14 protein-coding genes and 1 tRNA gene are annotated in these 15,456 nt (G+C 56.0%); 11 read left to right on the top strand and 4 right to left on the bottom strand.

Translation table 11 applies throughout. The features are described from left to right. Positions 1–1,209 precede the first annotated feature (1,209 nt). The 3 genes from RGV59_RS30855 to RGV59_RS30845 all read right to left on the bottom strand — a co-directional run bounded on the left by RGV59_RS30855 (position 1,210) and on the right by RGV59_RS30845 (position 4,008). Complete coding sequence (locus RGV59_RS30855) at positions 1,210–2,457, bottom strand: replication endonuclease (protein WP_322247141.1); 1,248 nt, start codon at positions 2,455–2,457, stop codon at positions 1,210–1,212. A 685-nt stretch (positions 2,458–3,142) separates the two neighbouring features. After that, positions 3,143–3,499, bottom strand: coding sequence for a hypothetical protein (locus tag RGV59_RS30850; RefSeq protein WP_143129379.1), 357 nt, complete (start codon positions 3,497–3,499; stop codon positions 3,143–3,145). Between the two features lie 424 nt (positions 3,500–3,923). Then, positions 3,924–4,008, bottom strand: a tRNA-Leu gene (locus tag RGV59_RS30845). A 108-nt stretch (positions 4,009–4,116) separates the two neighbouring features. Between RGV59_RS30845 and queA the strand changes: the two genes are divergently transcribed. The 6 genes from queA (at position 4,117) to RGV59_RS30815 (ending at position 10,190) form a co-directional block, all read left to right on the top strand. Next, complete coding sequence (queA, locus tag RGV59_RS30840) at positions 4,117–5,166, top strand: tRNA preQ1(34) S-adenosylmethionine ribosyltransferase-isomerase QueA (RefSeq protein WP_017846191.1); 1,050 nt, start codon at positions 4,117–4,119, stop codon at positions 5,164–5,166. A 5-nt stretch (positions 5,167–5,171) separates the two neighbouring features. Continuing rightward, the gene (gene tgt, locus RGV59_RS30835) at positions 5,172–6,287 is read left to right on the top strand and encodes a tRNA guanosine(34) transglycosylase Tgt (RefSeq protein WP_010565220.1); all 1,116 of its coding nucleotides are present in this window, start codon (positions 5,172–5,174) and stop codon (positions 6,285–6,287) included. Positions 6,288–6,330: 43 nt separating this feature from the next. Further along, positions 6,331–6,669, top strand: coding sequence for a preprotein translocase subunit YajC (gene yajC / locus RGV59_RS30830; RefSeq protein ID WP_003175975.1), 339 nt, complete (start codon positions 6,331–6,333; stop codon positions 6,667–6,669). 62 nt (positions 6,670–6,731) lie between these two features. Next, positions 6,732–8,600, top strand: coding sequence for a protein translocase subunit SecD (gene secD / locus RGV59_RS30825; RefSeq protein WP_017846189.1), 1,869 nt, complete (start codon positions 6,732–6,734; stop codon positions 8,598–8,600). A 9-nt stretch (positions 8,601–8,609) separates the two neighbouring features. Next, positions 8,610–9,524, top strand: coding sequence for a protein translocase subunit SecF (gene secF, locus RGV59_RS30820; protein ID WP_017846188.1), 915 nt, complete (start codon positions 8,610–8,612; stop codon positions 9,522–9,524). A gap of 123 nt (positions 9,525–9,647) precedes the next feature. Further along, positions 9,648–10,190 (top strand): glycine zipper 2TM domain-containing protein, encoded by a 543-nt coding sequence (locus tag RGV59_RS30815; protein ID WP_053257883.1) that lies wholly within the window; start codon positions 9,648–9,650, stop codon positions 10,188–10,190. Between the two features lie 202 nt (positions 10,191–10,392). On the opposite strand, the gene suhB is transcribed toward RGV59_RS30815, so the two are convergent. Beyond that, positions 10,393–11,208, bottom strand: a complete 816-nt coding sequence (gene suhB / locus RGV59_RS30810; RefSeq protein ID WP_017846186.1) for an inositol-phosphate phosphatase — start codon at positions 11,206–11,208, stop codon at positions 10,393–10,395. Positions 11,209–11,353: 145 nt separating this feature from the next. On the opposite strand from suhB, the gene trmJ reads away from it, so the two are divergent. The 5 genes from trmJ to iscU all read left to right on the top strand — a co-directional run bounded on the left by trmJ (position 11,354) and on the right by iscU (position 15,455). After that, positions 11,354–12,124, top strand: coding sequence for a tRNA (cytosine(32)/uridine(32)-2'-O)-methyltransferase TrmJ (gene trmJ / locus RGV59_RS30805; RefSeq protein WP_003210307.1), 771 nt, complete (start codon positions 11,354–11,356; stop codon positions 12,122–12,124). A gap of 2 nt (positions 12,125–12,126) precedes the next feature. Then, positions 12,127–12,909: a serine O-acetyltransferase gene (gene cysE, locus RGV59_RS30800; RefSeq protein WP_046382172.1), complete on the top strand. Its 783-nt coding sequence runs from the start codon at positions 12,127–12,129 to the stop codon at positions 12,907–12,909. A 303-nt stretch (positions 12,910–13,212) separates the two neighbouring features. Continuing rightward, complete coding sequence (iscR, locus tag RGV59_RS30795) at positions 13,213–13,704, top strand: Fe-S cluster assembly transcriptional regulator IscR (protein ID WP_003194020.1); 492 nt, start codon at positions 13,213–13,215, stop codon at positions 13,702–13,704. A 50-nt stretch (positions 13,705–13,754) separates the two neighbouring features. Further along, positions 13,755–14,969 (top strand): IscS subfamily cysteine desulfurase, encoded by a 1,215-nt coding sequence (locus RGV59_RS30790; RefSeq protein WP_046382173.1) that lies wholly within the window; start codon positions 13,755–13,757, stop codon positions 14,967–14,969. 99 nt (positions 14,970–15,068) lie between these two features. Continuing rightward, positions 15,069–15,455, top strand: a complete 387-nt coding sequence (iscU, locus tag RGV59_RS30785; protein WP_003443374.1) for a Fe-S cluster assembly scaffold IscU — start codon at positions 15,069–15,071, stop codon at positions 15,453–15,455. Position 15,456: the final 1 nt, after the last annotated feature.

Genomic DNA, 15,456 nt, shown 5'->3' with positions numbered 1-15,456 from the left:
GTGTGTGTGTGTGTGTGTGTGTGTGTGTGTGTGTGTGTGTGTGTGTGTGTGTGTGTGTGTGTGTGTGTGTGTGTGTGTGTGTGGGCGGGTGTGTGTGTAGTGTGTGTGCGTGTGTGCATGTGCATGCGCGCAGCAGGCAGGGAGGCAGGTGAGGTGAGGCAGAGAGAGAGTGGTGTGTGTGTGTGTGTGTGTGTGTGTGTGTGTGTGTGTGTGTGTGTGTGTGTGTGTGTGTGTGTGTGTGTGTGTGTGTGTGTGTGTGTGTGTGTGTGTGTGTGTGTGTGTGTGTGTGTGTGTGTGTGTGGGGGGGGGGGGGGTGTGTGTGTGTGTGTGTGTGTGTGTGTGTGTGTGTGTGTGTGTGTGTGTGTGTGTGTGTGTGTGTGTGTGTGTGTGTGTGTGTGTGTGTGTGTGTGCAAACGCAGAGCAGTGTAGTGCACACACACACAAGAAACATGTGTGTGTGTGTGGGTGTGTGTGTGTGTGTGTGTGTGCGTGTGTGTGTGCGCGTACACGCGTGCAGCACACGCGCACATGCGTGCGCGCGCGCGCGTGCGCGCACGCAGGCAGCGGGGGCGTGCGCGCGCGCGCGCGCGCGCGCGCGCGCGTGCTGTGCGCGCGCGCGGGCGGGTGGTGGTGGTGCGTGTGTGCGTGCGCGCGTGTGTGTGTGTGTGTGCGCGCGTGCAGGTGTGTGTGCGCGCGCGTGCGTGTGTGCGCGCGCGTGTGCGCGCGCGCGCGCGCCCCCCCCCCCCCCCCCGGGGGAAGAAGAAAACACACATGTGTGTGTGTGTGTGTGTGTGTGTGTGTGTGTGTGTGTGTGTGTGTGCACACACACACACACATGTGTGTGTGTGTGTGTGTGTGTGCACACACACAAGTGGCGCGCATGTGTGTGTGTGTGTGTGGCCCCCCCCCCCCCCCCCCCCCCCCCCCCCCCCCCCCCCCCCCCCCCCCCCCCCCCCCCCCCCCCCCCCCCCCCCCCCCCCCCCCCCCCCCCCCCCCCCCCCCCCCCCCCCCCCGGTGTGTGCCCCCCCAGGCAGTAAATTTTGGGGTGTACACGCTTGAAGCGTATAGGAGAACCCAATGAAATCGTTCTTGTCCACGGAAATTTGAACTGCCTTATTTCCACATCAATAAGGTTATTTTGTCTTTCAATGATTTTTTTCAGCTTCCACAATTTGAAAGTGTGTTTTAATGCCTAGGAAGAGTTAAGGATCATGTGGATGGACAGAGTGCTTGAACTGCTCTAACTTTTTTGTGATTTGAGATTTCCAACTTATCTACATTTAGGACGCCGCCTTTTAACTCGAATTCCAAATTGAATGACTTAGTTAGATACTTCATCACGTATGATGTTGCCTTGCTTTTCTTTGCGTCAATTTCTTCAATTCTTACGGCGTTTTCCGAGTGTCTAAAATGCTTGTTAATCAAGATTACTAATTCGTCATAATGTTTCTTATTAACATACATTAAAGCGTGCTTATGAAAGCACTGGTCTTTGTGAGGTTCGACTGCCCAGAAACCATTCATCTCAATCTTATGTCTATGGATGTCTTTTCTAAAAGCATTCCATAAGCCTTTCAAGTAATCATTGCTATCCTTTGGGGTTGAACCGTCCCAAGAACTAACGCCTTTCGACGGCTTTGGATGAAATCTTGCCGGAGCGGTAAAAGTTATGAAAAGAGGCTTATAGTCAAGTTGTTTGGCATAGGCGTCCAACGATGAGACTTGGATAAATATCTCAGCAAATCTTTGCTTTTCAGTGCTTGCTACTTTCCATAGTGGGATTTTCTTGTTGTTTTCATTAACAAGAGATTTCTTCATTATGTAATCAAGCTGGCTGGCTTCGTCAGCTTCTCTATTGCGAACAACTTCATCACTACAAATCTCAAATGCTCGACCGGAACCAATCAAACCTGAGTGCAGCTTTAAAAGTTCGCTTCTTTGTTTTTGTATTCTTTTTATTTGTGATTTAAGTCTTTTCTCATCAGCAATGTTGATGAGCTTGTCTTTTATAGTTGACCCTTTAATGTCCTTTATTTTGATACCATAACCGATATCCCAATCATTCTTTATGCGTGAAAAAATACTCTCGCCGGATTCATCGTTTTTAAGATTTCTTTGCTTTATTATTAGTTGTTCTTGAATTCTCCCGAAAACAAACTCGATATTTTTGACAATATCGTTCAAGTCGCCAGCAAGAGCATATTTATGCTGTATCTTCCAGCATCTATATTCACTGCAAGTGGTAACCCAATTGAAGTTATCCTTAATATTCATTATTTCTTTGGCCAAGCTTGCACGCTTTCTTTTTGATGAGTTATTTAACTTATTTTCAAGATATTCCTTTGCAGCCATCTTTTTTTCGATAGCTTGCTCAAAAACATACTGTCTTTCACATTCTGCAAAGAAAAATTCGGGAGTAAGATTTTTAAGGATTATGCGTTGTGGAATAAATATCATGCAAATTATTATTGTTTGTTACTAATACAAATACCATGCCGTGCATGATTGTCAAATAAATAAATATTTTTACTTTCTACCCTGAAAAAACTGAATTTTTTAAAAATCAAAAGCGTCCAAAAAAACCTATAAAATCAACTTGCGACACTTATTTAAGAGTTATCCAAGAAGAGCAAAAGCAAAAGCCCGCCCTAACAGGCGAAAAGCATCTGGGTATTGCGAACAAAGTTCGCATATCAAAATCAAAAGCGTAGAACTCAAATTTTTATATTCAATAAATTTTGAGTAGCAAAACTTTCAAAAATCAAAACCTTTGAAATTGCCGTTTTTAGACGATTTACCATCTTGTGCGTATGGTAATACCGGGAATTAAAACACGCCGTTTTTAGCTTGTTTCTGTTGACGCACTAGAAAAGTGCATTGAGTTTTTTCTACGTTTTTTGTCGGTTTTTTGAGTTTCAATTTTCTTGGATAGTCGTTTTTTGGCTTAAAATCAATGAAAAACGTTGTCAATAGAAAACCGAAAATATATTTAAGGTGGGACCTTAATTATCAAATAGAGGTCAACCATATTCTTTAAATTTCACAGAATATGAAATGACCATCCACCGCGTTCATCTGGTAATTTTTCAAGCTTGAACAACTTCAACCGCTAAAAACGACCTAGCAGGCCAATATGTTGTATTCAGTCTTTGGTAGGCAGAACATAACTTGATAGCCCTGTATTCACGTAATTCCAGATTTTTTTTGATATTAAGCCGCGATCTAAAAAATACTCAGCAGCAAATAGAACTCTTGGAGCTAATTGTTTTGCATCTTGTATATGGCCATTGGCTGCCAAGTTAACACAATATCTGGTCACAACTTTTAATGCGACCTCTTCATCATTTATCTCATCACGAACAGCTTCATCAACTATGCTTTTATAATCGGATAGCGAAATAAAATTTGGATTCAACTCGTTATCAACTTTATAGTCTTGCCATAATATCTGTTTGACTATTTCGTAATGCTTCTGTCTATTTTTATAGTGCCCAAACATATTAGTTACCTACACCGATGAACCCAGCGAAATAACACAAACACTAACCCATGGCATGTCATTTTGCCATCATGCTTTTTGTCGCTTTTTATGTAGAGGTTTTTGCAGAGCTTAGTGGCAATCTAAATAGTAAATGGTCTGATAATCATTCTTAGGCTAATCCTCACCTGAGTATGAGACACATTCGATCCATGGTTGACCCTTTCCCGCACTGCTGCAGAGCCGCAGCACGTCAAACGGTCTGGATAAGAAGGATAGCTTCAATACACCGTTTCAGGTGTGCAGAGCGAAGCCGAAGCGGACGCCACCGGGAGGCGGTTTTTCCCAAGAAAAGGGTATGAGAAGGGTAGATTTTTTGGATAGAAAAAGGGGTAGAAATTTCTTTCTACCCCTTTTCTAAGTCCTTGATTTACAAGGAAAATTATGGTGCCCCGAGGGAGACTCGAACTCCCACTCCTTTCGAAAACGGATTTTGAATCCGCCGCGTCTACCAATTCCGCCATCAGGGCTCAATGGCGGCGAAGTATAGAGATGAGATTACCGTTGGTCAATCACGTTTCATGGTCAATTTTGACTATTTCCGCTAGACTTCCCGGCCCTGCTAGACGAACCCCATCATGCGCGTTGCTGACTTTACTTTTGAGCTCCCTGATTCGCTGATCGCCCGCCACCCTTTGGCCGAGCGTCGCGCCAGTCGACTGCTGACCCTGGACGGGCTCAGCGGTGCCCTCGCACACCGTCAATTCACTGATTTGCTTGAGCATTTGCGCCCGGGCGATTTGATGGTGTTCAACAATACACGGGTGATTCCGGCGCGGCTGTTTGGCCAGAAAGCTTCCGGCGGCAAGCTGGAAATTCTGGTGGAGCGGGTGCTGGACAGCCATCGCGTGCTGGCCCATGTGCGCTCCAGCAAGTCGCCGAAACCGGGTTCGACCCTGCTGATCGATGGCGGTGGCGAGGCCGAGATGGTGGCGCGTCATGATGCGTTGTTCGAGCTCAAGTTTGCCGAGGAAGTGTTGCCGCTGCTGGAGCGCGTCGGCCATATGCCGTTGCCTCCTTATATAGACCGCCCCGACGAAGATGCGGACCGCGAGCGCTATCAGACGGTGTATTCCCAGCGCCTCGGTGCTGTCGCGGCGCCGACGGCCGGGCTGCATTTCGACCAGCCGCTGCTGGATGCGATCGCCGCCAAGGGCGTCGAGAGCGCGTATGTGACCCTGCACGTGGGGGCCGGCACGTTTCAGCCGGTGCGTGTGGATAACATCGAAGACCACCATATGCACAGCGAATGGCTGGAAGTCAGCCAGGACGTCGTGGACGCGGTCAACGCGTGCAAGGCGCGCGGCGGGCGAGTGATTGCCGTGGGCACCACCAGCGTGCGTTCGCTGGAAAGCGCGGCGCGTGATGGCGTGCTCAAGCCGTTCAGCGGCGACACCGATATCTTTATTTACCCAGGCCGGCCGTTTCATGTGGTCGATGCGCTGGTGACCAACTTCCATTTGCCGGAATCCACGCTGTTGATGCTGGTGTCGGCATTTGCCGGTTATCCGGAAACCATGGCTGCTTATCAGGCTGCCATTGACAATGGATACCGTTTTTTCAGCTACGGTGATGCGATGTTTATCACCCGTAATCCGGCGCCACGCGGCCCAGAGGAACAACTATGAGTCGTATGTCGTTTGAATTGCTGGCCACTGACGGCAAAGCCCGTCGCGGTCGTCTGACCTTTCCGCGCGGTACGGTAGAGACCCCGGCGTTCATGCCGGTCGGCACCTACGGCACCGTCAAAGGCATGCTGCCGCGCGATATCGTCGCCACCGGCGCCGAAATCATCCTCGGCAACACCTTCCACCTGTGGCTGCGCCCGGGCACGGAAGTGATCAAGAAGCACGGCGACCTGCATGACTTCATGAAGTGGCAAGGCCCGATCCTCACTGACTCGGGTGGTTTCCAGGTGTTCAGCCTGGGCGCCATGCGCAAGATCAAGGAGGAGGGCGTGACCTTCGCCTCGCCGGTCGACGGTTCCAAAGTGTTCATGGGCCCGGAAGAGTCGATGCAGGTCCAGCGCGACCTGGGCTCCGACATCGTGATGATTTTCGACGAATGCACGCCGTACCCGGCCGACGAAGACGTCGCGCGGGTTTCCATGGAGTTGTCGCTGCGCTGGGCCCAGCGCTCGAAGAACGCCCACGGCGACAACACTGCGGCGCTGTTTGGTATCGTCCAGGGCGGCATGCATGAAAGCCTGCGCAAGCGCTCGCTGGAAGGCCTGGACAAGATCGGCTTCGACGGCCTGGCCATCGGCGGTCTGTCGGTGGGTGAGCCCAAGCACGAGATGATCAAGGTGCTGGATTACCTGCCGGGCCTGATGCCCGCTGACAAACCTCGTTACCTTATGGGCGTTGGCAAACCGGAGGATCTCGTAGAGGGTGTGCGCCGCGGTGTGGACATGTTCGATTGCGTGATGCCAACCCGTAATGCCCGCAATGGGCATCTGTTCATCGATACAGGCGTGCTGAAGATCCGTAACGCGTTCCATCGCCATGATGATTCGCCGCTGGATCCCACCTGTGACTGCTATACCTGCCAGAACTTCTCCCGTGCTTATCTGCACCATCTGGACAAGTGTGGGGAAATGCTGGGTAGCATGTTGAATACCATCCACAATTTGCGTCATTACCAAGTCCTGATGGCTGGTTTGCGCGAGGCTATTCAACAGGGTACATTGGCCGCCTTCGTCGATGCCTTCTATGCCAAGCGCGGGCTCCCTGTGCCGCCCTTGGACTGAGTTTTCCGACCCTAAGATTCACTATTTGCAACTGGAGTGCTAAATGAGCTTTTTTATCTCTAACGCCATGGCTGATGCCGCTGCGCCTGCTGCTGCCGGCCCTATGGGCGGTGGTTTCGAGTGGATTTTCCTGGTCGGCTTCCTGGTCATCTTCTACCTGATGATCTGGCGTCCACAGGCCAAGCGCGCCAAAGAGCAGAAAAACCTGCTCGGCAGCCTGCAGAAAGGTGACGAAGTCGTGACCACCGGCGGTATCGCGGGCAAGATCACCAAGGTTTCCGATGCTTTCGTGGTTCTGGAAGTCTCCGACACCGTCGAAATGAAGTTCCAGAAGGGCGCCATCGCCGCCACGCTGCCTAAAGGCACGCTCAAAGCGATCTGAGTAACAACTTTTACCAATCGACGGGGCGCGCAAGGCGCCCCGCGTTATAAGCGGGCGGCGTGATGCTGAACAAATACCCTCTGTGGAAATACCTACTGATCCTGGCGGTGCTGGCGATCGGTTTTATTTATTCCGCTCCCAATCTCTATCCTGATGACCCTGCGATCCAGATCTCTGGCGCCAGCACTTCGCTGAAGGTCAATCAGGCTGACCTGGAGCGCGCGAGCAAAGCGCTCACCGATGCGGGCATCCAGGTCAAAGCGGCAACGTTGGCAGCTGATGCGAAGGGCGGCTTGTTGCGCCTGACCAAGCAAGAAGACCAATTGCCGGCCAAAGACGTCGTGCGCAAGGCCATGGGTGACGACTACGTTGTCGCGCTCAACCTGGCACAGACCACGCCAAAATGGCTGCGCAGCATTGGCGCGCACCCGATGAAGCTGGGTCTGGACTTGTCCGGTGGTGTGCACTTCCTGCTGGAAGTCGACATGGACAAAGCCCTCGACGCGCGCCTGAAAGTCTACGAAGGCGACGTGAAGAGCCTGCTGCGTAAAGAGAAGTTGCGTTATCGCAGCCTGCCGCAGCTCAACGGTGCCATCCAACTGGGCTTCTCTGACGAAGCGTCCCGCGAGCAGGCCCGTGCGCTGATCCGCAAGAACTTCAACGATTTCGACATCGTACCGGCCGACCTCAACGGTCAACCTGTACTGCGTCTGGCGATGACCCCGGCCAAGCTGGCGGAAATCCGCGAATACTCCATCAAGCAGAACTTGACCACGGTGCGTAACCGCGTCAACGAGCTGGGTGTGGCCGAGCCGATCGTTCAGCGCCAGGGCGCCAACCGCATCGTGGTTGAGCTGCCGGGCGTGCAGGATACCGCTGAAGCCAAGCGTATCCTCGGCAAGACCGCCAACCTGGAATTCCGTCTGGCCGCCGAGCCGGGTGCTTCCAAAGCCACTTCCGAGACCTTCGAGTTCCGTGAAGGCAACCGCCCTGCGGCGCAGATCGAGCGTGGCTTGATCATCACCGGCGACCAGGTGACTGACGCCAAGGCCGGTTTCGGCGAGCACGGTACGCCTGAAGTGAACATCCGCCTGGATGGCCATGGTGGCGAACTGATGAGCCGCGCCACGCGCAGCAACGTCGGGCGCAGCATGGCGGTGATCTTCATCGAGCAACGCCCGGTCACCACCTACACCAAGCAAATGGTCAACGGCGTCGAGAAAGACGTGCCGGTGCAGACCTTCAAGGAAGAGAAGAAGATCATCAGCCTGGCGACGATCCAGTCGCCGCTGGGTGCTCAGTTCCGCATCACCGGCCTGAACGGTCAGGGCGAATCGTCCGAGCTGGCCCTGCTGCTGCGTGCCGGTGGCCTGGCTGCGCCGATGTACTTCGCTGAAGAACGCACCATCGGCCCGAGCCTGGGTGCCGACAACATCACCAAGGGTATCAATGCGGCCTTGTGGGGCATGCTGTTCGTGTCGCTGTTCATCATCGCCATCTACCGCTTCTTCGGCGTCATCGCCACCGTGGCCCTGGCGGGCAACATGGTGATGCTGCTGGCCTTGATGTCGTTGCTGGGCGCTACGCTGACCCTGCCAGGCATCGCCGGTATCGTCCTCACCATGGGGATGGCGGTGGACGCCAACGTGCTGATCTTCTCGCGGATTCGTGAAGAGATCGCCGCCGGCATGACCGTGCAGCGCGCAATCAACGAAGGCTTCGGCCGGGCATTTACCGCGATTCTCGACTCCAACCTGACCACATTGCTGGTCGGCGGGATTCTCTTTGCCATGGGCACCGGCCCGGTCAAAGGTTTTGCGGTGACCATGTCCCTCGGTATCTTTACCTCGATGTTCACGGCCATCATGGTGACCCGCGCAATGGTCAACCTGATCTTTGGCGGGCGTGACTTCAAGAAGTTGTGGATTTAAGGGGCTGCCATGTTACGTACAATCAACTTCATGGGCGTTCGCAATATTGCGTTCGGCGTCACCGTGCTCCTTACCGTTCTGGCGTTGTTCAGCTGGTTTCATAAGGGCCTGAACTACGGTCTGGACTTCACCGGCGGTACGCTCATCGAGCTGACCTACGAGAAGCCGGCCGACGTGACTCAGGTGCGCGAAGAGCTGGTCAAGGCCGGCTATCACGAAGCCATCGTACAGAGCTTTGGTGCGACCACTGATCTGCTGGTGCGGATGCCGGGCGAAGACCCGCAACTGGGTCACCAGGTTGCCGAGGCCTTGCAGAAGGTCGGCGGTGATAACCCGGCGGCGGTCAAGCGCGTCGAGTTCGTCGGCCCGCAAGTGGGTGAAGAGCTGCGCGACCAGGGCGGCCTCGGCATGCTGATGGCGCTGGTCGGCATCATGATCTACCTGGCGTTCCGCTTTCAGTGGAAGTTCGGTGTTGGCGCCATTGTCTCGCTGATCCACGACGTGGTCGTGACCGTGGGCATCCTGGCGTACTTCCAGATCACCTTCGACCTGACCGTGCTGGCCGCGGTGCTGGCGATCATTGGTTACTCGCTCAACGACACCATCGTGGTATTCGACCGGGTTCGCGAGAACTTCCGCGTACTGCGCAAGGCGACGTTGATCGAGAACATCAACATCTCCACCACTCAGACCCTGTTGCGCACCATGGCGACGTCGATCTCCACCTTGCTGGCGATCGCAGCGTTGATGATCTTCGGTGGCGACAACCTGTGGGGCTTCTCCCTGGCGCTGTTTATCGGCGTTCTGGCGGGCACCTACTCGTCGATCTACATCGCCAACGTGGTGCTGATCTGGCTGAACCTCAACAGCGAAGACCTGATCCCTCCGGCCGCGACTGGCAAGGAGGTCGACGACCGCCCTTGATGGGTGGTTGTTGATCTGCTGTTACAAAGAAGGCGCGAGTATTGAACTCGCGCCTTTTTTTTGCTCCAAGGCTGGGTATAGCGCGGATCTTTCGGTCCGTTTGTGATGGTCAGGAGGTTCAACGTGAACAAGTCGTTACTGGTTGGTGCGGTATTGGGTGCTGTCGGTGTGACTGCCGGGGGTGCTGTTGCCACCTACAGCCTGGTAAAAAGCGGCCCTGAGTATGCGCAAGTGCTGGCGGTGCAGCCGGTGAAAACCCAGATTAAGACCCCGCGCGAGGTCTGCAAGGACGTCGCCGTGACCCGGCAGAAGCCGGTGCAGGATCAACACCAGATCGTCGGTACGGTGGTCGGTGCGCTGGCCGGTGGCCTGTTGGGCAACCAGGTCGGTGGCGGTAACGGTAAGAAGCTGGCCACCGTGGCCGGTGCGGTCGGTGGCGGTTATGCCGGTAACAAGGTGCAGGAGGGTATGCAGAACCGCGATACCTACACCACCACGCAAACCCGTTGTAACACCGTCAACGACATCAGCGACAAGGTCGTCGGTTATGACGTGCGTTACACCTTGGATGGCAAGGAAGGTTCAGTGCGTATGGACCGTGACCCGGGTGGCCAGATCCCGGTGGATAAAGAGGGGCGTCTGATCCTCGGCCAGAACCAGCAATAACCCCGGGCCTGGCACAGTTCACAATGTGGGAGGGGGCTTGCCCCCGATGGCGGTGTGTCAGTCAGCCTATCTGTAGCTGAAACTCCGCTATCGGGGGCAAGCCCCCTCCCACAGTTGGCTTGTGGTGTTGCTGGTATTTAAGCTCACACCAAATTCCAGGCATAAAAAAAGCACCGAAGGGTGCTTTTTTGTGCTCGCTCGCTTAGCGCTTCAGCGAAGCCGGCAGGTGCGGCTGGATCGCCGTCAGCACTGCCTTGAAGCATTTGGTGTTGCCGGCTACCACGTGGCCTTTCTCCAGGAAGTCATGACCGCCGGTGAAGTCGCTCACCAGGCCGCCGGCCTCTTGGATCAGCAGGGCGCCCGCTGCCATGTCCCACTCGGACAGGCCCGATTCCCAGAAGGCATCGAAACGACCGGCGGCGACGTAGGCCAGGTCCAGGCTGGCTGCACCGGCGCGGCGGATGCCGGCGGTCTGGCCAACCAGGGCGCGGAACATACCCAGGTAGTTGTCCAGGTTGTCCATCTGGTCGTCACGGAATGGGAAGCCGGTGCCCAGCAGGGCGCCGTCCAGGCTGGTGCGGCCGCTGACGCGCAGGCGACGACCGTTCAACTGGGCGCCACGGCCACGGCTGGCGGTGAATTCTTCCTGGCGAACCGGGTCCAGCACAACGGCGTGTTCCAGGCGGCCACGGTATTTGCAGGCAATGCTCACGGCAAAGTGCGGGATACCGCGCAGGAAGTTGGTGGTGCCATCCAGTGGATCGATGATCCACAGGTAGTCTTCGCCTTCGCCGCTGCCTTTGTGCAGGCCGGTTTCTTCGCCGAGAATGCCGTGGGTCGGGTAGGCCTTGCGCAGGGCGTCGATGATTTTCTGTTCGGCGGCGCGATCCACCTCGGACACATAATCCTTGGCGTCTTTTTCGTCGACCTTGATGGTATCCAGGCGCTCGATGGAGCGGAAGATCAATTCACTGGCGCTGCGGGCGGCGCGCAGCGCGATATTCAGCATGGGCTGCATGGATGTGTCACCTAAGGTTGTTAAAGAAAGCCGAGCATTCTAGCAGAAACTTTCTTCAGGTGAAGGACGGCGTGAGCTTTCGTGGCATAACCTTAGGCTGTTCTGTAAGATTTGCTCCCCTTTCCCGTGTCCGAGAGCGCCTCCCTTGCTGCAAAACATTCGTGTCGTCTTGGTCAATACCAGTCATCCCGGCAATATCGGCGGGGTGGCGCGAGCCATGAAAAACATGGGGCTGACGCGCCTGGTGCTGGTCGAGCCGCGCGTGTTCCCGCACCACGAGGCTGATGCCCGCGCATCCGGCGCCAATGACATCCTTGAAAAAGCCCAGGTCGTCGCCACTTTGGAAGACGCATTGGTCGGCTGCAACCTGGTGCTCGGCACCAGCGCCCGCGACCGGCGCATCCCCTGGCCATTGCTCGATCCGCGTGAATGCGGGACCAAAGTGGTGGAAGAGGCCGCCGGCGGCGCTGAAATCGCCCTGGTGTTCGGCCGTGAAGACTCCGGCCTGACCAACGAAGAGCTGCAGCGATGTCATTATCACGTGCATATTCCATCAGACCCGGAGTTCAGCTCGCTGAACCTCGGGGCGGCGGTGCAGGTGTTGAGTTACGAAGTACGCATGGCCTGGCTGGCCGCTGAAGGGCAGCCGAGCAAGGTTGAGAAGGATGAAGTGGCGTCGACCAAGAGTGGCGAGTTGGCCACCATGGACGAGCTGGAGCGGTTCTATGAACACCTGGAGCAAACCCTGGTGGCCATCGAATTCCTCGATCCGGAAAAACCGCGGCACTTGATGGCGCGCCTGCGTCGTCTGTACGGACGCAGCTCGGTCAGCCGGGCGGAAATGAATATATTGCGTGGCATCCTCACGGAAACCCAGAAAGCGGCCCGTGGCGAGCTTCTTAAGCGGAAGGATTAAAAATGTTCGAGCGTTTGCGAGAAGATATCCAGAGTGTTTTCCACCGTGACCCGGCGGCGCGCAACGCCTTTGAAGTACTGACCTGCTACCCGGGCATGCATGCGATCTGGATTCATCGCCTGTCCGGTGCCTTGTGGGGCATGGGCTGGAAATGGCTGGCGCGGGTGGTGTCCAACTTTGGGCGCTGGTTGACCGGCATCGAGATTCACCCGGGCGCCAAGGTCGGCCGCCGCTTCTTTATCGACCACGGCATGGGCATCGTGATTGGCGAGACCGCCGAAATCGGTGACGACGTGACCCTGTACCAGGGCGTAACCCTGGGCGGCACCAGCTGGAACAAGGGCAAGCGTCACCCGACCCTGGAAAACGGTGTAGTGGTCGGGGCGGGCGCCAAGGTGCTGGGTCCGTTCACCGTGGGGGCCGGGGCCAAGGTTGGCTCCAATGCGGTGGTGACCAAGGCGGTGCCGCCGGGCGCAACCGTGGTCGGCATTCCGGGGCGCATCATCGTCAAGCCGGAAGTCGGCGATGAGCAGGAGGCCAAGCGCAAGGCCATGGCTGAGAAGATCGGCTTCGATGCCTACGGCGTCAGCGAAGACATGCCCGACCCGGTGGCCCGTGCCATCGGCCAATTGCTCGACCACCTACAGGCGGTCGACGGCAAGCTGGATGGCATGTGCGGCGCGCTGAAGGAATTGGGCAGTAACTATTGTGCGAAAGACCTGCCTGAGCTGCGCGAAGAGGACTTCGCCGAGATCAAAGACGAAGCCGCGACCAAGGCTGGCTGAGGCCTCACGATCACCAAAAGTCCCCTGTGGGAAGGGGCTTGCTCCCGATAGCGGTGGGGTAGTCACCCATACATTGACTGGTCCTTCGCGAACGGGAGCAAGCCCCCTCCCACAGGTTGTTCTCCATTGGTCTTGGAATTCCTGCTTGGCCGCTGTTCCTTCTGTTCGTCCCCACCCCATCCTGCTATTATTTGCGCGCCCTTTTTACGGGTAATCCTGACTAAAGTACTAGGTCTTATAGTTGACTTAAATACTCGGGAATAGCATACTTGCTCCCATTCTGAAACACCTTGGTACTTGTCCATGAGACTGACTACAAAAGGCCGATACGCGGTGACCGCCATGCTTGACTTGGCTTTGCACGCGCAAACTGGGCCGGTGTCCCTGGCCGATATCTCCGAGCGCCAAGGCATTTCCCTGTCCTACCTCGAGCAACTGTTCGCCAAATTGCGCCGCAGCAATCTGGTCTCCAGTGTGCGTGGGCCGGGTGGTGGCTATCAACTGTCCCGCGACATGCAGGGCATTCAGGTGGCCCAGGTGATCGACGCGGTCAACGAATCCGTCGATGCCACCAAATGCCAGGGTTTGGGTGATTGCCATGCCGGCGACACCTGCCTGACCCACCACTTGTGGTGTGACTTGAGCCTGCAGATCCATGAGTTTTTGAGTGGTATCAGCTTGGCTGATCTTGTGACTCGCCGTGAGGTGCAAGAAGTAGCCCAGCGTCAGGACCAGCGCCGTTGCAACACCAAGGCGCCGCGTCTGGACAAGATTGAAGCGTCCGCCGTCGAGTGACAGCCGAAGAGCTAACGGCACGCCAGCCAGCCTGATTTAGGAGAAAGTCCATGAAATTGCCGATTTACCTTGATTACTCAGCGACCACCCCGGTTGACCCGCGTGTCGCGCAAAAGATGAGCGAATGCCTGCTGGTTGACGGAAACTTCGGCAACCCGGCGTCGCGTTCCCACGTATTCGGCTGGAAAGCCGAAGAAGCGGTTGAAAACGCTCGTCGCCAAGTCGCCGACCTGGTGGGTGCAGATCCACGCGAAATCGTCTGGACCTCCGGCGCCACCGAATCCGACAACCTGGCAATCAAGGGCGCCGCGCATTTCTACGCGACCAAAGGCAAGCACCTGATCACCACCAAGATCGAGCACAAGGCGGTCCTCGACACCATGCGCCAACTGGAGCGTGAAGGGTTCGAAGTCACCTACATCGAGCCGACCACCGACGGTATTGTGACGCCGGCGATGATCGAAGCGGCCATGCGTGAAGACACCATCCTGGTTTCCGTGATCCACGTGAACAACGAAATCGGCACCATCAACGACATCGCGGCCATCGGCGAGCTGACCCGCTCCAAAGGTGTGTTGCTGCACGTCGACGCGGCTCAGTCCACCGGCAAGGTCGACATCGACCTGTCGAAGCTGAAAGTCGACCTGATGTCGTTCTCGGCGCACAAAACCTACGGCCCCAAAGGCATCGGCGCCCTGTACGTGAGCCGCAAGCCTCGCGTTCGCATCGAAGCCACCATGCACGGCGGCGGTCACGAGCGCGGCATGCGTTCGGGCACCCTGGCGACTCACCAGATCGTCGGCATGGGCGAAGCGTTCCGTATCGCCAAGGAAGAAATGGCTGCCGAAAACGTGCGTATCAAGGGCCTGAGCGATCGCTTCTACAAGCAGGTCGAAAACCTTGAAGAGCTGTACATCAACGGCAGCATGACTGCCCGTGTACCGCACAACCTGAATTTGAGCTTCAACTACGTCGAAGGCGAGTCGCTGATCATGGCGCTCAAGGACCTGGCGGTTTCGTCCGGTTCGGCCTGCACCTCGGCCTCCCTTGAGCCGTCCTACGTGCTGCGCGCCCTGGGCCGCAACGACGAACTGGCGCACAGCTCGATCCGCTTTACGTTTGGCCGTTTCACCACCGAAGAAGAAGTCGACTACGCCGCGCAGAAAGTCTGCGAGGCCGTCACCAAGCTGCGCACCTTGTCGCCGCTGTGGGACATGTACAAAGACGGCATCGACATTTCCAAGATCGAGTGGGCGGCACACTAACTATAGAAGCCGCCACCCCAGCTCTGTAGGAACGTGGCGGAAAACGCAGACGTTTTTACAGGGTTCCAGAGCGGCCCTGATGAGTGAGGATTCAGTACCATGGCTTACAGCGAAAAGGTCATCGACCACTACGAAAACCCGCGCAACGTCGGCAAGATGGACGCGGAAGACCCTGATGTCGGCACCGGCATGGTCGGCGCTCCGGCGTGCGGCGATGTGATGCGCCTGCAGATCAAGGTCAACGAACAAGGCATCATCGAAGACGCCAAGTTCAAGACTTACGGCTGCGGTTCGGCCATCGCCTCCAGCTCCCTGGCGACCGAGTGGATGAAAGGCAAGACTCTGGATGAAGCAGAGACCATCAAGAACACTCAACTGGCCGAAGAACTGGCCTTGCCGCCAGTGAAGATTCACTGCTCCGTACTCGCAGAAGACGCCATCAAGGCGGCCGTTCGCGACTACAAGCAGAAGAAAGGCTTGATCTAAA

Origin of the sequence: Pseudomonas sp. FG1, from assembly GCF_034313875.1 — a bacterium.
GTDB lineage: Bacteria > Pseudomonadota > Gammaproteobacteria > Pseudomonadales > Pseudomonadaceae > Aquipseudomonas > Aquipseudomonas veronii.
Note: the sequence above shows the minus strand (reverse complement) of the source record. Positions and strands in the feature narration are given on the sequence as shown.